Below are 20706 nucleotides of genomic sequence, written 5' to 3'. Positions count from 1 at the left end.
AATCCTTTGCTTCTGCCTATACTAAGCCCAGTATAATAAATGCCCGCGGGCATCGAAAAGGGCGGAAATTTGGATGGGACAGGACGGCAGAGGGCGGAAATTAAGTGAAAAACAGAAAAAGGCCCTGTTGGTAACAGGAATCACTGCGGCAGTATATATATCTTTCAAATATCTACTGCCTCTTGTGATTCCTTTTTTAACGGCGTACTGGGTCGCGCTTTTGGTGCGGCCGGGCTCCAGATGGCTCCATAAAAAACTGCGTTTGAAAGAAGGGATATGGGCGTCTCTCCTGGTGACCGTATTTTCAGCGCTGCTTCTGGCGGCCGTGTATTTTCTGGGGCGTCTTTTTCTGGAACAGCTATTTATGGCGGTCAGGAGGCTTCCGGTCTATACCAGATACCTCTGCGGGTGGCTGGACGATCTGTGCTGCCGCTGCGACGATTCCCTGGGATTTGCGAAAGGAACCTCTCTGGAGTTTATATATACCCAGTGTGAAAATATCATGAACCGCATGGGCGATATGGCCGGCGTGTATGTGATGGATAATTCCATGGCGGTTCTGAAATGGGTAATAAAAGGAGGAGCGTTCCTGGCGATCGTGTCCATTGGGAGCGTGCTCATGGTATCCTCCATGGACAGAATCCGCAGGTATCGGAACATTTCTGTCTTCCGGCAGGAGATCACGACCGTCACCGGATGCCTCAGCCGGGTGGGCAAGGCGTTTTTCCGCACCCAGATACTTATCATGGGTCTGACCTGCCTGGTGTGCGGCACGGGACTTTATCTGCTGGGAAACAATTATGCGGTGCTGCTTGGAGTACTGATCGGGCTTTTAGATGCGCTGCCGGTATTTGGCACCGGCACAGTCCTGATTCCGTGGGCTATCTTTTCTGTCCTGCTCGGCAACTGGGCTTATGCCGTCGGACTGACGGCAATCTACGCCATCTGCTATTTTCTGAGGGAAGTGATGGAGGCGAAGATGATGGGAGGACATATGGGAATCCCCCCGCTGGAAATGCTCATGAGCATGTATATCGGCTTAATGCTGTTTGGAGTAGCCGGGTTCATATTGGGACCGTTTGGTTTCATGGTCATAAAAGAACTGACGGAGATGTATGGGGGAAAGGGCATAAAGGCATGACAGCATCCTGTACATTGATGAAAACGCCCTGAAAACAAACGGACCTGTAATTTGTTTGACAGTCTGAAGGCGGCTAAGGTATAATAACTGTGAATCGTTTCCAATTTTGCGGCGCGAAGGCGCGGAAAGGAGACCATATGTTTTGCAGTAACTGCGGACAGAAGTTAAATGAGAATGATAGATTCTGTGAGAATTGCGGAAGCCCTGTGTATCAAGAGCCGGAACCGGTATTAAGTCCGGAGCCGGTACTAAGTCCGGAGCCGCCGCAGGAATCGGAGAAGCCTGGCGAGGCGGAAGAAATGACGGATGCGGAAGCGGCGGGAGCGCAAGAGGCGCAGGATTCGGGCAGCAGCGCGGAGCCTGAGGACTCGATTCCCAATCTGGAAAAGAAGATCATGAAAAATATGGAGGATGAGCTGATCTTTGAAATGCCGGCGGGAGCTAAACCCCATCAGGAGAATTATCATCGCGAAGGACCGCATACCGGCGGTACATATGATTATAACGGGGGGCGGAACCAGGAGCCTCCGGCTTATGGATCGATGCCGGGCGCTCATAAAAAGCAGCCGGAGAAAAAGAAATCCAGACTGTGGATCATCATTCTGGCGGCTGTGGCGGCGGTTCTGCTGATTGGAGCGGCGGTTCTGGCTTTTATGGTCTCCAGTCCAGTGAGTAAACTGAAGTCCAGCGTGAAGGACAGGGACTGGACGAGGGCAGAAGCTCTGTATGAAAAGAATTTTGCAGGAAAAGACAGACGTGAGCAGCAGGCGGCCGGCATTTTAGGGGACGCGGTTCAGGAAATCCAGTCTGAATTTATATCGGAATCCATGGACTATCAAACGGCGAAACGGCATCTGAAAGCCATATCGGAATTCTGGGATGATAAAAGTGTGGAGAAAGCGCTGGAGAGCGCCAGGGAGCTGAATGATTCAAGGACGGCTTTTAAAGAAGCCGAAGCCTGTATGGAGGATGGAGATTACGCCGAGGCTATCCAGAAGTTTTCGGAAGTGATAAAGACGGATGGGAAATATGAGGAAGCCAGAGCTCGTCTGGAAACGGCAAAATCCAAATATAAAGATAAAGTTCTCAATGAGTCTCAGGCTCAGGCGGAGCTGAAGGACTATGATACTGCCATTGCCCAGGTGAAGGAAGCTTTGAAAATACTTTCAGGTGACCGGGACCTGCAGGAGAAGCTGGAAGAGCTGGAGGACGGCCGGGAAAAATATGCCATCCAGTCAGTCCTCGATCAGGCGGACAGCTATGCGGCAAAGGGGAATTATTACAGCGCGCTGGATCTGCTGCGGAATACGTTAAAGGAGAATCCGGGAAATGAGAAGCTGTCCCGGGCGCTGGAAAATTATCGGCAGAAATACCAGGAGGATATTCTGGGCAAAGCGCAGGCCGCTTTGGGAAGTGACGAGAACTATGACGCGGCAGTCGTTGTCCTGGACGGCGCCCTCCATACATTGGACGGGGATTATCCGGAGATTGAACAGATCCTCCGAGAGAAGAGAGAGGAATATATCCAGGCACAGCTTGCGAAGAGCCAGCAGGATAATTCGGTTTCTTCGGCGGTGGGGAACTGGAACGTGACCACGGTGACCACTGGAGCATATGAGATGACGGTCAGCGATTTCCTGATGTACGGAGGAATGCCGGGTGCGCAGATGCATCTGGAGATCTATGAAACAGGCAGGTTTTACCTTGACATTTTGGGAGAAGCAGGAGAAGGGACCTGGGCTGCGGATGACCAGGAGAGCGGGCGCTATATCCTGTCCATAGATGGAGATACGCAGGCTGTGACCATAGACGCTGCGGGGAAGCTCAACATGGATCTGGAAGGAGTGCTTCTCAAATTTGAAAAAGAAACATCGGCTTGACAAATACTTTCAAGTATCCTAGAATAATTTTATATTTGCGGAATATGAGAAACATGGCGTTGAAGAGGGCTAGTAAATAGCGGAATGTCAGTCCAGAGAGAGGACCGGAGCTGGGAGGTCTTTCTGACAGAGCTGTTGAACCTGCCTTGGAGCCCCATATGAAAATATGGCGCAGTCCCGGCGATATCGGGAGGAGAGATAGCCGGTCCCGGCTAATGAGGGTGGTACCGCCGAACTTTGGCCCCTTGTTCCATATGGAATAAGGGGCTTTTTATTCTATAGGAAAGTCCAACGGACTTATTTTAAGGAGAATGAGATATGGCAAAGGAAAAGAAATTAGTGGAATCCATTACCTCCATGAGTGAAGATTTTGCTCAGTGGTATACGGATGTGGTGAAAAAAGCAGAATTGGTAGAATACTCCAATGTCAGGGGATGTATGATCATCCGGCCCAATGGTTATGCCATCTGGGAAAATATACAGAAAGAGCTGGACAGGCGCTTCAAGGAGACCGGCGTGGAGAATGTCTATATGCCCATGTTTATCCCGGAGAGCCTGCTGCAGAAGGAAAAGGACCATGTGGAGGGCTTTGCCCCGGAAGTTGCCTGGGTGACCCAGGGAGGTCTAGAAACCTTGCCGGAGAGACTTTGTGTGCGTCCGACCTCCGAGACTCTGTTCTGCGATTTTTATTCCAGGATCATCCAGTCCCACAGAGACCTGCCGAAGCTTTATAACCAGTGGTGTTCTGTAGTCCGCTGGGAAAAGACGACGCGTCCGTTCCTGCGTTCCGCCGAATTTTTATGGCAGGAAGGTCATACCGCCCATGCTACAGAGGAAGAAGCGGAAGCTCGGACCATTCAGATGTTGAATGTTTATGCGGATTTCTGTGAAGAGGAATTGGCCATACCGGTGATAAAAGGACGCAAGACAGATAAAGAAAAGTTTGCCGGCGCTCATTCCACCTACACCATTGAAGCGCTTATGCACGACGGCAAGGCGCTTCAGTCCGGGACCAGCCATAATTTCGGCGACGGATTCGCAAAGGCCTTTGATATTCAGTATTCTGACAGCCAGAATCAGCTTCAGTACGTGCACCAGACGTCATGGGGCATGTCTACCCGTATCATCGGCGCGCTCATTATGGTGCATGGAGACGACAGCGGCCTGAAGCTTCCTCCGAGGATCGCGCCGGTGCAGGCAATGGTGATTCCGATTTCTCAGAGAAAAGAAGGCGTGATGGAAAAGGCCGCTTCTCTCCGTGACGTACTGAAAGAAGCCGGTATCCGCGTGAAGCTGGATGATTCCGACAAGAGTCCGGGCTGGAAATTCAGTGAACAGGAAATGAGAGGAATCCCTATCCGCGTGGAAATTGGTCCGAAGGATATGGAACAGAACCAGGCGGTGATCGTCCGCCGCGATACCCGTGAAAAGCTTGTGGTATCACTGGATGAGCTGGCAGAAAAGGCAAAAGAGATCCTGGATTGTATCCAGAAGGATATGCTGGCTCGGGCAAAGGAGCATTTGAAGGAGCACACCTATGTGGCCAGGGACTATGAAGAATTCAAGAAGATCGTGGCAGAGAAGCCGGGATTTGTAAAGATGATGTGGTGCGGCGACGAGGCATGTGAGCTCAAGATCAAAGAGGATACAACGGCGACCTCACGCTGCATGCCGTTTGAGCAGGAACAGATCACGGATGTGTGCCCGGTATGCGGAAAGCCTGCAAAGACGATGGTATATTGGGGCAAAGCATATTAAAGATAAGTGAAATCATTTTTAATTAGCTCCTATCAAGCTCCAGCTAAACACCGGCAGAAGTTCCGGACCGTCACGATTTCGGTTCGCTGACGATGCAGGGGGCGTTTTATCTCCGCTCCAGGAGTACCACTCACATGTCGACGGAAAATCCTGATGATTTTCCTGTCTCCGTTTCTGCTTTCCTCCGCCTGGGGAACACCGGCCGCTGCTCTGCGGCGCCCGCCTTTAGGCCGGCCCGGAATCGGATTTCCTCTTGCCTTGTCAATCAGGCAGAGAAAACCTGTTTCGGGCATTTCCTGCTCAGGGGATGTATGAGAATCAAAATAGGTGCTTGACAAATGCTTAACAACGTGTTAGTATACAAATATCAAAACGAAGTTCCGATTACTGACGGATAATTGTGGAGTACCACAGTGGAATCGGAGCCATATAAGAGCCGACCGTCTGGGCAACATTTGTTTCTGAATGTTGTCCTTTTTTGTTCTCAAAAGCTGGAGGGTTAGCCGGCCGGGAGCAAAAAGGGCAGAAATATTTATATACATATAGGAGGGTATTATTATGGGATTCAAAAGTGACATTGAGATCGCACAGGAGTGCACAATGGCTCCGGTAACGGAGATCGCGGCAAAGGCAGGGATCGAGGAGAAGTACCTGGAGCAGTACGGAAAGTACAAAGCAAAGATCGATTACAACCTGTTGAAAGAGTCAGACAAGAAGGACGGAAAGCTGGTGCTGGTCACCGCCATCAACCCCACACCCGCAGGGGAAGGGAAGACGACGACGACGGTCGGCCTGGCAGACGGCCTCCAGAAGATCGGAAAGAACGTCATGGTAGCCCTGCGTGAGCCTTCCCTTGGGCCGGTGTTCGGCGTGAAGGGCGGAGCGGCAGGCGGCGGATACGCCCAGGTAGTGCCCATGGAGGACATCAACCTCCATTTCACCGGTGACTTCCACGCCATCGGAGCGGCGAACAACCTGCTGGCAGCCATGCTCGATAACCATATCTATCAGGGCAACGCCCTGAACATCGACCCCAGGAGGATCACCTGGAGGAGATGCGTGGACATGAACGACAGACAGCTGCGTTTTGTGGTGGACGGACTGGGCGGAAGGACGAACGGGATGCCCCGCGAGGACGGCTATGACATCACCGTGGCATCGGAGATCATGGCGGTGCTGTGCCTGGCATCCGACATCACGGATCTGAAGGCCCGTCTCTCCAGAGTCATCGTAGGATATACCTACGATCAGAAGCCTGTGACAGCAGGGGATCTGAACGCACAGGGAGCGATGACAGCCCTGTTAAAGGATGCGCTGAAGCCGAACCTGGTGCAGACACTGGAGCATGTGCCGGCCATCGTACACGGCGGCCCCTTCGCGAACATCGCCCATGGATGCAACTCGGTGATCGCGACAAAGATGGCGATGAAGCTGGGCGACTATGCGATCACAGAAGCTGGCTTCGGAGCAGACCTGGGAGCAGAGAAGTTCCTGGACATCAAGTGCCGGATGGCAGGGCTCAGGCCGTCGGCAGTAGTAGTGGTGGCGACGGTGAGAGCGCTGAAGCACCACGGAGGAGTGGCCAAGGCAGACCTCAACAATGAGAACCTGGAAGCATTGGAGAAGGGGCTCCCGAACCTGCTACAGCATGTGGACAATATGAAGAACGTATATAAGCTGCCCTGCGTAGTGGCGATCAACGCGTTCCCGACGGATACCAAGGCGGAGCTGGATCTTGTGGAAGCGAAGTGCCGTGAGCTGGGAGTGAACGTGGCGCTGTCCGAGGTATGGGCAAAAGGCGGAGAAGGCGGAGTGAAGCTGGCAGAGGAAGTAGTGCGCCTCTGTGAGGAGCCGAACGATTTCAGCTTTTCCTATGAGCTTGACGGCAGCATCGAAGAGAAGCTGGATACCATCGTGAAGAGAGTATACCATGGCAAGGGAGTGGTGCTGACGGCGGCAGCGAAGAAGCAGGCGAAGCAGCTGGAGGAGCTGGGCTATGGAGACTGCCCGATCTGTATGGCGAAGACGCAGTACAGCTTTTCGGATGACCAGAAGTTACTGGGAGCGCCGAAGGACTTCGAGGTGACGGTAAGGAACCTGAAGATATCGGCAGGAGCAGGATTCATCGTGGCATTGACAGGAGAGATCATGACGATGCCGGGACTGCCGAAGGTACCGGCTGCAGAGAAGATCGATGTGGATGAGAGCGGCAAGATCACTGGCCTGTTCTAATCCGGCATAACATTACTGATTATTTCTTTTTCATAGATTTGCGCCCGTTGTCTGACGGGCGGAGTTACAAGGGAGAGGGTTTTAAGCAATAGGGAAAGGCCATGTACAGTGGGGTGCATGGCCTTTTTTCTTGCCCTCTGAGTTTAAAATGTGGTATGATATATCCACGACTTGTCATAGCATGATATGACAGAGATCCGTGCCGCGGACGTTTCAGCTGCGGCGGAGGAAAGAGAGGGGCCTTGTTATGAAGATTGAGATTCCGCCTCATGTGGCTTCTATTATCGGTATCCTGGAGGAGGCTGGATATGAGGCCTATGCTGTGGGAGGCTGCGTCAGGGACACGCTTCTGGGGCGGGTGCCGGAGGACTGGGATATTACCACGTCGGCCAGGCCGGAGCAGGTGAAACGGCTCTTTCGGAGAACTGTGGATACTGGCATCCAGCATGGAACTGTCACGGTTCTCATGGGGAAATGCGGATATGAGGTGACCACATACCGTCTGGATGGAGAATACGAGGATGGGAGACATCCGAAGGACGTCACTTTTACGGCGAGCCTTAAAGAGGATCTCAGGCGGCGGGATTTTACCATCAATGCCATGGCTTACAGCGATAAATCCGGAATTATTGATGAATTCCATGGAATGGATGATCTGAAATCCGGAATCATTCGCTGTGTGGGAAGCGCAGGAGAGAGGTTTACGGAAGACGCGCTGCGTATCCTGAGGGCGGTACGGTTTTCTGCCCAGCTGGGATTTTCCATAGAAGAGGAAACGAAAAAGGCGATACAGAGGATGGCCCCCCGCCTGGAGCTGATCAGCCGGGAGAGAATACAAGTGGAGCTGGATAAACTCCTGTGTTCACCGCATCCGGAATATTTCCGCCAGGCGTACGAGCTGGGAATCACCGCCGTGGTGATTCCGGAATTTGACCGGGCCATGGAGACGCCTCAGAGAAACCTTTATCACCGGCTGTCGGTGGGTGAGCATACGCTGAGGACGCTGGAAAACATAAGGGCGGACCATATCCTGCGCTGGACGATGCTCCTTCATGACCTGGGAAAGCCTCAGGTGAAGTCGGAGGATGAACAGGGTAATATCCATTTTTATGATCATGCGGAGGCTGGCGCGGAAATAGCGAGGAAGATCATCCGGGGCCTTAAGTTTGACAACGCTACTTTGGAGGCGGTGACTACCCTAGTCACATATCATGACTTTCCGTTTCCCATTTCTAAAGAAGGAGTGAGGAAAGCGCTGAACCGTGTGGGAAGGGATCTGTTTCCTCTGCTGATGGAGGTATGTACCGCTGACAGTATGGGAAAGAACGAATACGCAAGGGAGACATATCTGCCAAAGCTCCTGCAGGTACAGGAATATTACAAGGAAATCCTCGAGTCCGGAGATTGTGTGTCTCTCAGTGAACTTGCCATAAAAGGCGGAGATTTGATTGGCGCAGGCATGAAACCGGGAAAGAAGCTGGGTGAATGTCTTCAGAGATGTCTGGAAGCGGTGCTGGAATGTCCTGAACGGAACACGAAGGGGTATTTACTGGACTTTGCCGCGCAGATATGGAAGGAAGAAAGGACGCCGGAACCAGAATTTCACGAATAAAGAAATTAATTAAATTACTTATGATTATTCGGAATAATGCTTCTCTTATTGTCATTTATTTGGAACATGTTATACTCAAAACATACTATACAGGCTGTGAATGACGCATGGCTGGAACGGAGGGTTTTTCATGAAGACGAGCGCGGATATCCAAAGGATGTGCGAGGAATTTCAAATTCAGATGATTGATTTTAAGATGACGGATATTGACGGCAGATGGCGCCATATCACCATTCCCAGAGAGAGATTTGACGACGATATATTCAGATACGGCGTTGGCTTTGACGGATCCAATTATGGATATGCGCCGATTGAGAAAAGTGATATGGTGTTCATTCCGGATCCTGACAGCGCAGCCGTCGATCCGTTTGCCGGAGTCCCCACGCTTACCATGTGCGGCAATGTATGCACCATAGGGGAAAAGGAAAATATACCCTTTGACCAGTATCCGAAAAATGTCAGTCTGAGAGCGCTGGAATATATGAAAGAGACCGGGATTGCGGATCGGATGGTCATCGGGCCGGAATTTGAATTTTATGTACTGGATAAAGTGCGCTATCAGATATCGCCGGAATTCAGCGGCTATCAGGTGGATACCCGCCAGGCAGAATGGAACTGCAGCTTGTCTGTTCCCGGGAATAATGGCTATGAAGTGACTTATAAGGGCGGCTATCACGCTTCTGCACCCCAGGATGTGGGATACGATCTGAGGAGCAGGATGTGTCTCGCCATGGAAGACTGGGGAATCAAGGTCAAATACCATCATCACGAGGTGGGCGGTCCGGGTCAGATGGAAATCGAAGTGGAGCTGGGCGATATGGCAGAGATGGCCGACAACACCATGATCATAAAGTATATCATCAAAAACATGGCCGCAGCCGAAGGAAAGACCGCGACTTTTATGCCTAAGCCCATTTATAAAGAGGCAGGGAACGGCCTTCATGTTCACATGCTGCTTTTCAAGGACGGAAAACCGGTGTTCTATGACGAGAATGGCTATTCCGGACTCAGCCGGGAAGCCCATTACTTTATCGGCGGACTTTTAAAGCATATCGCTTCTCTTTGCGCCTTTACCAATCCGTCCACCAATTCCTTTAAAAGGCTGGTGCCTGGCTATGAGGCTCCTGTCACCATTGGATATGCCACCTCCAACCGAAGCGCGGTCATCCGGATTCCTGCCTATGCCAAGGCTCCGGAGACGAAACGGTTTGAACTGCGAAACCCTGACGCCACGGCGAATCCCTATTATGCGTATGCGGCGATCCTGATGGCGGGCCTGGACGGCATCCGGAATAAAATAGACCCGGAGGCCAATGGATGGGGGCCTTATGATTTCAACCTGTATCATCTTTCTGCCGAGGAGCAGAAAAAGATCAAGGGGCTTCCCAGATCCCTGGGTGAGGCATTGGACGCTCTTTTGGCGGACCATGATTATCTGACTGCCGGCGGAGTGTTTCCGGAGCGGCTGATAGAGATATGGCTGGAGAAAAAACGGGCGGAGTTAAAGGAGATTGAGCAGATTCCCAGCCCGGCAGAATTTAAGTATTATTATGATTTATGATGATCCGTATTGATGGAATTGTCGATATGTTTTTTCAAATGGAAAGGGAGAAATGATGAAGGTTATTCAGGCAGATAATTACGAAGATCTGGGAAAAATCGCAGGAGAAATGATATTTCGGCAGATGGAAGCAAAGGACGACAGTGTCCTAGGCCTGGCGACAGGAGAGACCCCTGTGGGAATTTACCAGTATCTTGCGGAAGGATATCAGGACAGGAATCTGAGCTTTTCAAAGGTGCGTACAGTAAATCTGGACGAATATATTGGCATGGACGGGAGCAATGAGCAGTCCTACCGCTATTTTATGAATAAACATCTTTTTAATAAGGTGGATATTCGAAAAGAGTTTACAGAAGTTCCCAATGGCAAATGTGAAGACGTAGAACAGGAATGTCTTCGGTATGAGAAGCGTATAGAGGAATTTGGAGGTATCGATATACAGATTCTCGGAATGGGAGAAAACGGACATATTGGGTTTAATGAACCTGGAAACGAATTTATTTGCGATACCCATGTGGTACAATTGACTGAGGATACGAGAAAAGTGAACGCGCGGTTTTTTGACTCCGCGGACAGCGTACCGGAGCAGGCGATTACCATGGGGATCCGTACCATTCTGAAAGCCAGGAAGATTATTCTGGCTGTATATGGTGTAAAAAAAGCGGAGGCTCTTGCAGGTGTGCTTAAGGATCGGGTGACGCCCTGGCTACCGGCTTCGGTCCTGCAGTTCCATCCGGATGTGACTGTGATCGCGGACGCGGGGGCACTGTCGAAATGCACCGGTCTTTATTGAGCGGAAACAGAAAAGAAGAGCATCCAAAAGGAGACCTGCCGGTATACGGCATGTCTCCTTTTTTGATGCCTATAGATCTTCTGCTTTCAGCAGACGGTCCATCAGCTCCACCACCTTCATGGTACAGTCCATAAACGCGTAAGAATAATCACCGGTGGACAGCGCCTCCTCGATATCCTGTATTTCGTACTGCAGGGCCTTTGAGGTTTCTCCAATTTTCAAAAGCTCTTCAGAACCGTCCGGATAAACCAGAGCCGCCTTGTCGGCGCGCACGTAGTTCATGACGGTTATGTAGGCTTTTTCACCGGCAATGATTCCCCGCTTGGGCAGCTTCGCCCGGAAGGTCAGGTTGACACTGCCGATTTCCTGGGCGCTGGTTTTCAGAGAAATGCTCCACATTTCATCTACGCCGGTGGGATAACGGCCCATTAAATGAGTGAGCTCTGTCAATTCTCCGGACAGAAAATAAGTCACAAAAGAGAGGCCATATGTTCCGATATCCAGCATGGCGCCTCCGCCCAGCTTCGGATTAAAGAAGCGGTTGGAGGGGTCGTCTTCCTTCAGGCTTCCCAGCTCTGCCTCCACAAATTTGATCTTGCCCAATTTACCGGACGCTATCATGCTCTTGATTTCTTTGAAGATAGGCATGTGATAGATGGTCATGGCCTCGCAGAGCAAAAGCCCTTTCTCCTGGGCCATATCGTAAGCGGCCTTCATTTCCTCATAATCTCCCCAGATAGCCTTTTCGCAGAGGACATGCTTGCCATGCTCCAGACACGCCAGGATGCATTTGTAGTGCTGGCTGTTGACGGTAGCTATGTAAACGATATCCACGAGAGGGTCGTTCAGAAGCTCCTCGTAAGAACCGTATGCCCGGGCGGCCCCATACTTTTTCTGGAAGTCCATCGCGGTCTCCAGGGACCTGGATGCCACAGCATAAATCGGGTGAAGCTTTGTCATATTGTCCGCAAATTCATGAGCGATGTTGCCCAGACCTAAAATCCCCCAGTTGAACTGTTTCATTGTCTATCCCCACCTTTCCTAATGGCTGATGATTTTATCACTCTTATTAAAAACTCCACTTTATAGGATACTGCAGTTTTTCCATAAATTCCATAACTATTGGTGCCATGATATGCTGATTTATGGAAAACAGAGTGTACGTACAACAAGACATATATAAAACAAACATAAGGGGAGCAGAGGCGGCGTTATAAAATGAGACTATGTCAAATCGTAAATATAGTGGAAAATGGTCATTTAAATTCATAATAAGCGATAAAAATAAAAATGTCAAAGATTTTTTTTGGGAATTACTTAAAAATTTTTTCACAAAATATAGTTTGAATTGTAGTTGACAGAGAAAAACAAATATGATAAATTAAATTACGTAACAACGTAGATATGTACGTACAAACATATCCATATGGAGAGAACGTGGAAAAAGGAAAAGTCATGAAGGTATTAACGGTTGGGATGATGGTATGTGACATACCTCTGGCTCCGGTGCCAAGGTCTATCTTCCGAATGGAAAAGGCAGAGATTGAAGAGCCTCAGGCGACGACAGGGGGAGACGCCCTGAACGTGGCTGTCACACTGGCTAAGCTGGGTGTAGAGGTTTCGATCGCCGGACGTCTGGGGATGGATTGGAATGGACGGGAGGTCATGAGGCAGGCAGAGGGGCATGGAGTGGATACCGCCTGCATCATCTGGGACACCGGCCATAAAACTGCGGTATCGTATTTGCTGCTGGATGAGGGGGGAGAAAAGCATGCCCTTTCCAATACCCGGATCTACCATGCGCTCAGTGCGGCGGATGTGCCGGAAAAAGCCATTCAGGAGGCAGATATTGTATACTTCGGGAGCGCATTCCAGATGAAGCAGATGGATGACGGCGGGATTCTGGAGCTATTCCAGAGGGCGCACCGCCACGGAAAGATCACCGCCATGGATACGGCTATGAACGATGATATGGAAAACAGGGAAATACTGCTGGAGAAGCTGCGCCCTGTTTTTAAAGAGACGGACTTGTTTTTACCCAGCCGCAAGGAAGCGTCTTTTCTTTCGGAGCATAGGGTGCCGTATAAAATGGCAAAATTTTTTAAAGATTTTGGAGTAAAAATCTGCGGAATCAAGCTGGGCAGCAAGGGCTGCTATGTGACAGATTTTTGCCGGGAATATGAGATACCATGCTTTTCCGGTTTCCAGGTGGTGGATACCACCGGAGCAGGGGACTCCTTTGTGGGAGGCTTCTTGTGCGGATATCTCCGGGGATGGGATATAGAGGAATGTGCCATATTTGCGTCGGCGGTCGCCGCTCACAATGTCGCGGCAAAAGGCGCTACGGGCGGCGTCCCGGATTTCCGGACTGTAATGGAGTATCTGCAGAAACAGGGCAAGAAAATAAAAGACAACTAAAAAGAATGGGAGGAAGAAAGATGGAATTTGTACCTATGAAAGAGATTCTTGAGCTGGCACAGGAAAAGAAGGTGGCTTACGGAGGATATGTATTCTGGTCCTATGAAGTGGCAAAAGCGGCTTCTGAGGCGGCCTCTGCGCTAAATGTGCCCTTGATCCTCATGTGCGGACAGGGAGAAATCGACATGATGGGAGGCTTTGAGGGAACTGTGGCGACCGCGAAAGCCGCGTGCAGGGACGCTTCCGTGCCGGTCGCCCTTCATCTGGACCATGCGCTGAGCTTTGAGGCCTGCAACAGGGCCATCAATGCGGGATTTTCTTCTGTCATGATAGACAAATCCGCGCTGCCATTTGAAGAAAATATAAAAGAGACCAAAAAGGTTGTGGAAAGGGCTCATGCGGCCGGCGTGACTGTGGAAGGAGAGCTGGGACGTCTGGCAGGAGAAGAAGGGGACGTGGCTGTGAAGGGGCCGGAGGCCGCTCAGACAGATCCGGCGGAGGCGAAAGAGTTTGTAGAGCGGACAGGAATCGATGTGCTGGCAGTCAGCATAGGGACCCAGCATGGGCAGTACCGGTTTGAACCGAAGTTAAACATAGAGCGGCTGAAAAAGATCGAAGAGACAGTAGAGGTCCCCCTCGTACTGCACGGAGGTTCCGGCACGCCCATGGAACAGGTTCAGGAAGCCATCCGAAATGGGATTCGAAAGATTAACATCTGTACGGACATTGTGATTGTCATGGGACAGCAGTACATAAAAACTCAGTCGGAGGAGGGGTTCCGATATTCCACCGCCAATCTGTTCCTTCCGGTCTATCAGGCTGTTAAGGATGAGATCGCAGGCAAGATGAAAGCCTTTTTGCTGCAGTAATGACTGCGCGTGCGAGTGGAAGGACGGGATACCATGAGAGAGACAATGGCGGCGGGGCTAGACAGGAGCATTCCGATCCCTCTGTATTTCCAGCTGGAGAACTGGCTGCTCAGCGAAATAAAAAAAGGGACTTATTCCGTTGGGCAAAGCATTCCGCCGGAGAACCAGCTTAAGGAAATGTTTCAGGTGAGCAGGACCACCGTGCGCCAGGCGGTGAATAAACTGGTACAGGCGGGATGGCTCACCCGAAACGGGACGCGGGGGACTGTCGTCACCGTACCAAAACAAAGGAGCGCCAGCGTCCGTTCCATGGAGCCCTTCAACAGGCAGATCATCCGGGCGGGCCAGGTGCCCAGAACGGAAGTGCTGGAGCTTCAGATCGTCCCCGCAGATGAAGAACTGGCAGGATATTTCGGAGTCCGGCGGGGAGACAAAATGATATCCATGTTCCGCAGGAGATTTGCCGATGAAGTGGCCGTGATGACCATACGGAGTTATCTGGTTTATGAGACATGCGGCTTTATCCTGGACCATGATTTTTCGGAAGAGTCTCTGTATGAGGTGCTTTCGGGCCGGGAAGAGACAAAGACCTTTGGAGTGCGCCAGGTGGTGGAAGCGCAGGTGCCTTCGCCAGAAGATATGAAGCTTTTTCATATGGACAGCATGAAACCGATCTTAAGCTTCCGGTGCTTTGACCGGAACAGCACGGGAAAGGTGGTATCCTACAACCTGATCCGTTACCGGGGAGATTTCATGAGATTTGAGGTGGATGTCGTGGAAGGCACCTCGAATCCGAACTTCTGCCCGCCGGATTGAATATTGCTGTCACGGACGCAGGCGAAAGAAAGTATTGAGGTGAGAGTTTGGAAAGCAATTACATATTAGAATGTGTTGGGGTTTCAAAGGCGTTTGGAGGCACGCAGGCCCTTTCTGATGTACAGCTTCATATCCGAAAGGGTGAAGTCCATGCGCTTCTGGGGGAAAACGGCGCTGGGAAATCCACCTTGATGAAGATCATCATCGGCCTTTATAAGGCAGACAGCGGACAGATAACGTTTGAAGGTAAGCCCTATTCCGTCCATGGACCGGCAGAAGCCATAGCGGCCGGCATATCCATGATCCACCAGGAGCTGAATCCGGAGCCGTATCTGACGATCGCAGAAAGCATTTTTTTAAACAGAGAGGATACGAGGAAAGGGCTTCCTCTGCTGGATAAAAAGAAGACCAACAAAAAGGCGGAAGACATCCTGGCGCAGTTTGGGTTTCCGAAGGGCGCCAAGACCATGATGGAGGATCTGACCCTTGCACAGGTGCAGATGGTGGAGATCATCAAAGCGGTTTCCTGCGATGCACGGGTCATCATCATGGACGAGCCGACTTCTTCATTGGACAGCGAGGAGACGGAACACTTATTCCGCACGATTCGAGAGCTGAAGCAAAAGGGCGTTGCTGTCATTTACATATCTCACCGGATGGAAGAGATCTTTCAGATTTGTGACGAGGTATCGGTGTTTCGGGACGGCCAGTTCGTGGGAAGCCGCTCCATGGAAGGGGTGACTGCCAAGGAGCTGATATCTATGATGGTGGGCAGGACGGTGGAAAATATATTTCCAAAGACGGCATGCCCCATCGGAGATGTTGTATTCCAGGCGGAGGGATTATCGGGCAGGGGATTCCGGGATATTTCTTTTGAGGTAAGAGCAGGAGAGATCCTGGGAATCTCCGGCCTGGTCGGATCGGGACGGAGCGAGACCATGCGGGCTATATTCGGATTGGACCCTTTGACAGAGGGCAGGATTTATCTGGAGGGGAAAGAGATTGCCATTAAGGGCCCGAAAGATGCCATTGCGAAGGGCATAGTCATGGTAAACGAGGACAGGAAGACCTATGGACTCTGCCTGTTCCGCTCTTTGAGAGAGAACATCTCTCTTCCCAATCTCCCGAAACGTCAGAAAAGGCTTTTCATCAATCAGAAAAGGGAGAAGAAGGAGTGCAGGGAGGTGTCAAAGCAGCTGACGGTGAAGACTTCGGGGATTGAGGCGGACGCTTACTCTTTGTCCGGAGGAAATCAGCAGAAGGTAGTCTTATCCAAATGGCTCATGGCTGATCCTAAGGTACTGATACTGGACGAACCCACCCGGGGCGTGGATGTGGGAGCAAAATCGGAGATTCATACCCTGATGTGCCGGTTTGCCGCCCAGGGCCTTGCGATTATCATGATCTCCTCCGAGCTTCCGGAGGTAATGGGCATGAGCGACCGGATACTGATCTATCACGAAGGAAGGCTGAATGGCGAGGTATCCAGGGAAGAGATCCTGGGAGGCGGCATCACTCAGGAGGTGATCTTGGCAAAGGAGTTCGGCGGAAAGTAGAGGAGGATTTCAAGTGGCGGACAAAAAAGAAAAAAAGATATTGGGGATGACTCAGGACGAGTTCAGCTTATTCAGGAAGCGTTATGGAATAGCGGCGATCATGATAGTTATGATCATTCTTCTGGCAATCGTTTCACCTACGTTCCGAACGGCGGGGAATGTGGTGAGTATCGCGCTCCAAGTATCCATAAACGGTATCCTTGCGCTGGGGATGGTATTTGTGATCACCGCCGGAGGCATCGACCTTTCCATTGGCGCCATGCTGGCCCTGACCAGTGTGATCGTCGGAATTGTGCTGAATTCTACGGGGAGTATTTTTCTTGCGTGTGTGATCTCTGTAATCGTGACTACGGCCCTCGGGTTTGTAAACGGGGCGTTGATCGCGAAATTCAATATGTTCCCTTTTGTGGTGACTTTGGCCATGCAGCTGGTGATCCGCGGGGCGGGCTATGTACTCTCGGGAGGTTATTCGGCTTCCCTGGCAAATGCAGATTTCAAACTGATCGGGGCGGGAAAGCTGGCCGGCATTCCTTATCCGGTATTCATCTGGCTGGCGGTTGCCGTTCTGGCTTACCTTCTGATGCACTGGACGAAATTCGGCCGGTACATCTATGCGGTGGGCGGAAATATCAACGCGGCGCAGGCGTCAGGCGTAGATGTATTCTGGACAAGGACAAAATCCTTTGTCATCAGCGGCTTCTGCAGCGGCGTGGCCGGGATCATCATGACAAGCCGGATCTCGGCGGCGCAGCCCAACATCGGCGTGGGATATGAGACAGATGCCATAGCTGCCTGTGTGATCGGCGGCACTTCATTTTCCGGGGGGATCGCCACCATACCCGGAACCATGATCGGCATCATCATAATCGGTCTTATATATAACGGTATGAATCTTCTGGGCATAAATTCTTATTGGCAGACGATTACGAAGGGGCTTCTGATCATCGGAGCTGTGATGCTAGATATGTTCACCAATAAGCGGGGGTAAAAACCTTTATGGGGATGAAGGAAACCTGGCCGGTCGAGGCCGGTATAAAACAATATAAAAAGGAGGAAATGGAACATGAAGAAATGGATGGCTTTCGTTTTGGCAACGGTTATGGTTCTCAGCCTTGCGGCCTGCGGCAGCAAGAAAGTGGATGAGACAACAAAGGCGCCGGAGACAAAGGGAACGGAGAAGGAAGAGACAAAGGCCGCGGATACAACTGCGGCGAAGGAGGAGACGAAAGCGGGAAGCGCCGGGGACGTCAACGGAGACGGAAAGATCATCGTAGGTTATATTGCCAAGAATACGGTGGACGCATTCCACGCTACGCTGAATAAGACCGCGGAATCAAAGTTGGACGCTCTGGTGAATGAGGGGACCATCGATGAATGGAAGATGCTGGACGGCCAGTCTGATCCCATTATCCAGTGCAATCTGCTGGAGGATGCACTCAATATGGGCGCGGACCTGATCATTCTGCTCCCCGCCGAGGCGGCCGGTTCCGCACCGATTCTGGAACGCTGCAAGGAAGAGGGAGTCCCCTGTCTGGTGGTGAATTCCATGACAGACAATACAGAGGAGCTGGCAACGGCGTTTGTAGGGTCTGACGACGTGCAGGCGGGCGAAATGATGGCGGAATTCGTACAGTCGGTCTATCCCGAAGGAGGGAAATATGGGCATGTGCAGGGCGTGATCGGAAATTCTGCTCAGATACAAAGAAGTGAAGGTATTCATAATATTCTGGATGCGGACAGTAAATGGGAAATGCTGGATGAGCAGTCCGGGGAGTGGCAGGCTGAAAAAGCCGTGAAATTTGCAGAGGACTGGCTGGGACGCTGGGGCGACGACCTGACCTGTATCATTTGTGAGGACGACGGCTCCTCCGCAGCCGTGCAGACATCCATGAACTCAAAGGGAAGGACCGACATGGTCTGCATCGGAGTAAATGGAGAGGCGGCAGCCCTGGATATGATACAAAAGGGCGAGATGCAGGCGACGATCTATCAGGACGGCGCAGGCCAGGTGGGAAAGGCCATTGAGCTGATCCCGGATATCCTTTCTGGAAAATCTGTGGAAAAGAGTTACATGATTGATTTTGTGCTGATCACAAAGGATAACGTGGAAAATTACATTCAGTAACAGGAGAGGCCGCCGCTTTACATACGGCGGCCTGCCTATGTGCCGGAATTCAGAGGGGCTCCTGGCGGACCTCGACTTCATATTTATTCAGCCCTCCATGATAACGGGAAAAGGCGTAGTCAATCAACACGTCGCCCTGTGTACGGGAAATAGTACAGAAACCGAGGACGGGGCTCCCGCAGGCGAGGTTCAGGAGTTTCTCATCTTCGGGGGTGGCTTTATCCGCAGAAATGATGTTCCGCACAAGATAAGGGGTGGTCTCGGGCTTTTGGGAGAGAATCTCATATAGAGATTCTTTCTCAAAGTCATGGCTGAGTATGAATCCGCACAGGGAATACGGCATGTAATTTTGGATGGTGACCAGCGGGGTCGTATCTGCAAAACGGCGGCGGGACAGATAGATCAGCTTTTCACCAGGCTCCAGGTCAAGCCATGCGGCCTGTTCCTCGGTGGAGGCTATGATCTTCAGGTCCAGAAGCTCTGTCCTTGCGGTTTTGCCGGTCTTTTTCACCTGCTGGTAGAAGGGTTCAAAGGATCTGATGTAGCCGGGAATCTGTTTTCCCCGGGGATTTGTGACAAAGGTCCCCTTGCTGGTCCGACGCTCCAGCCAGCCCTCCTGTACTAGCTCGGTGATGGCCTGGCGTATGGTGGTGCGGCTGATATGAAAGCGGTCCCGCAGCTCCAATTCCGTGGGGATACAGCTGCCCACGGGATAGGTTCCGTTTTGTATTTCCTGGAGAAGGAAGCCCTTCAGCTGGTAATACAGAGGGATTGGAGTGGAACGGTCCAGATTATAATTTGCAAAAATCATGATAATCTCCTTTGATATGTTGTACGTACATTATTTATTTTTCGTATTCATTATATATTGTAACCCCCATAAAAACAACTGAAATCGATATGGTTTCTTTGCCTTTGAAGAATAAAGCAGTATTTGACTCTTTTTATAACTACGTAGGAACAAAGATACAAGTCCACCTAAATGAGCTTAAATGAGATGAATGGAAAGGAGACAATATGGACTATATTAAATTAAATGAAACGATGGAGTTTTCCCGTATTATACAGGGATTCTGGAGGCTGACTGACTGGGAGTTTACCACAGACCGGCTGATCGCCTTTATGGAGGGCTGTCTGGAGAGAGGGGTTACAACCTTTGACACGGCCGAGGTCTATGGTGATACGGAATGTGAAAGTCAATTGGGGAAAGCCTTCCAAAAGCGGCCGGATATCCGGGAAAGGATTCAGCTGGTATCCAAGACCGGGATTTATAAGGCGCGGATTGGAGACAAGACCTTCGGATATTACAATACAACCTATGACCGGTTGATGCAGTCCTGTAAAGAAGCGCTTCAGAGGCTGCACTGTGAGTATCTGGATCTGTATCTGATCCACAGGGAGGATCCCTGCCTGAATCCCTATGAGACTGCAAGGGCTCTGAAGGACATGAAGAAACAGGGACTTATAAAGGAAGCCGGGGTTTCCAACTTTGATCCGTTTAAATTTGAGGCGCTGAATCATGCCATGGACGGTACTCTGCTCACAAACCAGATTGAATGGAATCCGGTCTGCTTTGAGCATTTCAATTCTGGGATGATGGATATGCTGACGAAAGAGAAGATCCATCCGATGATTTGGTCTCCATTGGCGGGAGGCCGCCTGTTCACCTCCAAGGAACCGGTATATGTAAAGGCCCTTTCAAAGATTCGTGAAATTGCGGTCCGCCATGGCGTGGAACCGGAGACCATCGTATATGCCTGGATTCTGTACCATCCGGCTGGAGCGCTTCCCATCAGCGGGAGCAATAAGCCGAAACGCTTGGACCGGGCTGTGAAAGCCCTGGATGTACGGCTAGAGCATCATGAGTGGTATGAGATCTATGCTGCGAGCGGGCAGCAGACGATCCGATAGATCAATTTTCTTTTATACCCCCTCCTGTCATGTT

Annotated in this window: 16 protein-coding genes, 1 riboswitch and 1 other annotated feature; of the genes, 14 read left to right on the top strand and 2 right to left on the bottom strand. The window is 51.0% G+C overall.

Going from position 1 to position 20706, the window contains the following annotated elements; all coding sequences use genetic code 11:
- The first annotated feature begins 73 nt into the window (after positions 1-73).
- The 7 genes from H9Q78_RS07830 to nagB all read left to right on the top strand — a co-directional run bounded on the left by H9Q78_RS07830 (position 74) and on the right by nagB (position 10977).
- Positions 74-1141 carry an AI-2E family transporter gene (locus H9Q78_RS07830; RefSeq protein ID WP_249300747.1) on the top strand — a complete coding sequence of 356 codons (1068 nt, stop codon included), beginning with the start codon at positions 74-76 and terminating at the stop codon, positions 1139-1141.
- Between the two features lie 137 nt (positions 1142-1278).
- The gene (locus H9Q78_RS07825) at positions 1279-3021 is read left to right on the top strand and encodes a zinc-ribbon domain-containing protein (RefSeq protein WP_249300745.1); all 1743 of its coding nucleotides are present in this window, start codon (positions 1279-1281) and stop codon (positions 3019-3021) included.
- Between the two features lie 50 nt (positions 3022-3071).
- Positions 3072-3270, top strand: a binding site (T-box leader).
- Between the two features lie 69 nt (positions 3271-3339).
- The gene (gene proS / locus H9Q78_RS07820) at positions 3340-4779 is read left to right on the top strand and encodes a proline--tRNA ligase (RefSeq protein WP_249300743.1); all 1440 of its coding nucleotides are present in this window, start codon (positions 3340-3342) and stop codon (positions 4777-4779) included.
- 373 nt (positions 4780-5152) lie between these two features.
- Positions 5153-5236: riboswitch (ZMP/ZTP riboswitch) on the top strand.
- Between the two features lie 101 nt (positions 5237-5337).
- A complete protein-coding gene (locus tag H9Q78_RS07815) occupies positions 5338-7011 on the top strand; it encodes a formate--tetrahydrofolate ligase (RefSeq protein ID WP_249300740.1) in 1674 nt (557 codons plus the stop codon).
- Positions 7012-7258: 247 nt separating this feature from the next.
- Positions 7259-8623 carry a CCA tRNA nucleotidyltransferase gene (locus tag H9Q78_RS07810; RefSeq protein ID WP_249300737.1) on the top strand — a complete coding sequence of 455 codons (1365 nt, stop codon included), beginning with the start codon at positions 7259-7261 and terminating at the stop codon, positions 8621-8623.
- A gap of 130 nt (positions 8624-8753) precedes the next feature.
- Positions 8754-10184 carry a type I glutamate--ammonia ligase gene (gene glnA / locus H9Q78_RS07805; protein ID WP_249300735.1) on the top strand — a complete coding sequence of 477 codons (1431 nt, stop codon included), beginning with the start codon at positions 8754-8756 and terminating at the stop codon, positions 10182-10184.
- Positions 10185-10239: 55 nt separating this feature from the next.
- Positions 10240-10977 (top strand): glucosamine-6-phosphate deaminase, encoded by a 738-nt coding sequence (gene nagB / locus H9Q78_RS07800; RefSeq protein WP_249304781.1) that lies wholly within the window; start codon positions 10240-10242, stop codon positions 10975-10977.
- A gap of 69 nt (positions 10978-11046) precedes the next feature.
- Here nagB and H9Q78_RS07795 read toward each other — a convergent pair whose 3' ends face one another.
- Positions 11047-12000, bottom strand: coding sequence for a Gfo/Idh/MocA family protein (locus H9Q78_RS07795; RefSeq protein ID WP_249300733.1), 954 nt, complete (start codon positions 11998-12000; stop codon positions 11047-11049).
- Between the two features lie 432 nt (positions 12001-12432).
- Here H9Q78_RS07795 and H9Q78_RS07790 point away from each other — a divergent pair, with 432 nt between their 5' ends.
- The 6 genes from H9Q78_RS07790 (at position 12433) to H9Q78_RS07765 (ending at position 18761) form a co-directional block, all read left to right on the top strand.
- The gene (locus H9Q78_RS07790) at positions 12433-13395 is read left to right on the top strand and encodes a carbohydrate kinase family protein (RefSeq protein ID WP_249300731.1); all 963 of its coding nucleotides are present in this window, start codon (positions 12433-12435) and stop codon (positions 13393-13395) included.
- 20 nt (positions 13396-13415) lie between these two features.
- A complete protein-coding gene (locus H9Q78_RS07785; RefSeq protein ID WP_249300729.1) occupies positions 13416-14264 on the top strand; it encodes a class II fructose-bisphosphate aldolase in 849 nt (282 codons plus the stop codon).
- 33 nt (positions 14265-14297) lie between these two features.
- Positions 14298-15080, top strand: coding sequence for a GntR family transcriptional regulator (locus H9Q78_RS07780; RefSeq protein WP_249300727.1), 783 nt, complete (start codon positions 14298-14300; stop codon positions 15078-15080).
- A 47-nt stretch (positions 15081-15127) separates the two neighbouring features.
- Complete coding sequence (locus tag H9Q78_RS07775) at positions 15128-16636, top strand: sugar ABC transporter ATP-binding protein (protein ID WP_249300725.1); 1509 nt, start codon at positions 15128-15130, stop codon at positions 16634-16636.
- Between the two features lie 13 nt (positions 16637-16649).
- A complete protein-coding gene (locus H9Q78_RS07770) occupies positions 16650-17624 on the top strand; it encodes an ABC transporter permease (RefSeq protein ID WP_249300723.1) in 975 nt (324 codons plus the stop codon).
- Between the two features lie 75 nt (positions 17625-17699).
- On the top strand, positions 17700-18761 hold the full coding sequence (locus H9Q78_RS07765; protein ID WP_249300721.1) for a substrate-binding domain-containing protein: 1062 nt from the start codon (positions 17700-17702) through the stop codon (positions 18759-18761).
- Between the two features lie 49 nt (positions 18762-18810).
- Here H9Q78_RS07765 and H9Q78_RS07760 read toward each other — a convergent pair whose 3' ends face one another.
- On the bottom strand, positions 18811-19572 hold the full coding sequence (locus tag H9Q78_RS07760; protein WP_249300719.1) for a GntR family transcriptional regulator: 762 nt from the start codon (positions 19570-19572) through the stop codon (positions 18811-18813).
- A gap of 206 nt (positions 19573-19778) precedes the next feature.
- On the opposite strand from H9Q78_RS07760, the gene H9Q78_RS07755 reads away from it, so the two are divergent.
- The gene (locus tag H9Q78_RS07755) at positions 19779-20672 is read left to right on the top strand and encodes an aldo/keto reductase (RefSeq protein WP_249300717.1); all 894 of its coding nucleotides are present in this window, start codon (positions 19779-19781) and stop codon (positions 20670-20672) included.
- Positions 20673-20706 lie beyond the last annotated feature (34 nt).

Source organism: Qiania dongpingensis (assembly GCF_014337195.1).
Taxonomy (GTDB): Bacteria; Bacillota; Clostridia; order Lachnospirales; family Lachnospiraceae; genus Lientehia; species Lientehia dongpingensis.
This window is presented reverse-complemented; position numbering and strand designations above follow the sequence as displayed.

Excerpts from the sequence above, each read along its gene's own strand:
- H9Q78_RS07830 (WP_249300747.1), top strand. The coding sequence starts at position 74 with ATGGGACAGGACGGCAGAGGGCGGAAATTAAGTGAAAAACAGAAAAAG.
- H9Q78_RS07825 (WP_249300745.1), top strand. The coding sequence starts at position 1,279 with ATGTTTTGCAGTAACTGCGGACAGAAGTTAAATGAGAATGATAGATTC.
- proS (WP_249300743.1), top strand. The coding sequence starts at position 3,340 with ATGGCAAAGGAAAAGAAATTAGTGGAATCCATTACCTCCATGAGTGAA.
- H9Q78_RS07815 (WP_249300740.1), top strand. The coding sequence starts at position 5,338 with ATGGGATTCAAAAGTGACATTGAGATCGCACAGGAGTGCACAATGGCT.
- H9Q78_RS07810 (WP_249300737.1), top strand. The coding sequence starts at position 7,259 with ATGAAGATTGAGATTCCGCCTCATGTGGCTTCTATTATCGGTATCCTG.
- glnA (WP_249300735.1), top strand. The coding sequence starts at position 8,754 with ATGAAGACGAGCGCGGATATCCAAAGGATGTGCGAGGAATTTCAAATT.
- nagB (WP_249304781.1), top strand. The coding sequence starts at position 10,240 with ATGAAGGTTATTCAGGCAGATAATTACGAAGATCTGGGAAAAATCGCA.
- H9Q78_RS07795 (WP_249300733.1), bottom strand. The coding sequence starts at position 12,000 with ATGAAACAGTTCAACTGGGGGATTTTAGGTCTGGGCAACATCGCTCAT.
- H9Q78_RS07790 (WP_249300731.1), top strand. The coding sequence starts at position 12,433 with ATGAAGGTATTAACGGTTGGGATGATGGTATGTGACATACCTCTGGCT.
- H9Q78_RS07785 (WP_249300729.1), top strand. The coding sequence starts at position 13,416 with ATGGAATTTGTACCTATGAAAGAGATTCTTGAGCTGGCACAGGAAAAG.
- H9Q78_RS07780 (WP_249300727.1), top strand. The coding sequence starts at position 14,298 with ATGAGAGAGACAATGGCGGCGGGGCTAGACAGGAGCATTCCGATCCCT.
- H9Q78_RS07765 (WP_249300721.1), top strand. The coding sequence starts at position 17,700 with ATGAAGAAATGGATGGCTTTCGTTTTGGCAACGGTTATGGTTCTCAGC.
- H9Q78_RS07760 (WP_249300719.1), bottom strand. The coding sequence starts at position 19,572 with ATGATTTTTGCAAATTATAATCTGGACCGTTCCACTCCAATCCCTCTG.
- H9Q78_RS07755 (WP_249300717.1), top strand. The coding sequence starts at position 19,779 with ATGGACTATATTAAATTAAATGAAACGATGGAGTTTTCCCGTATTATA.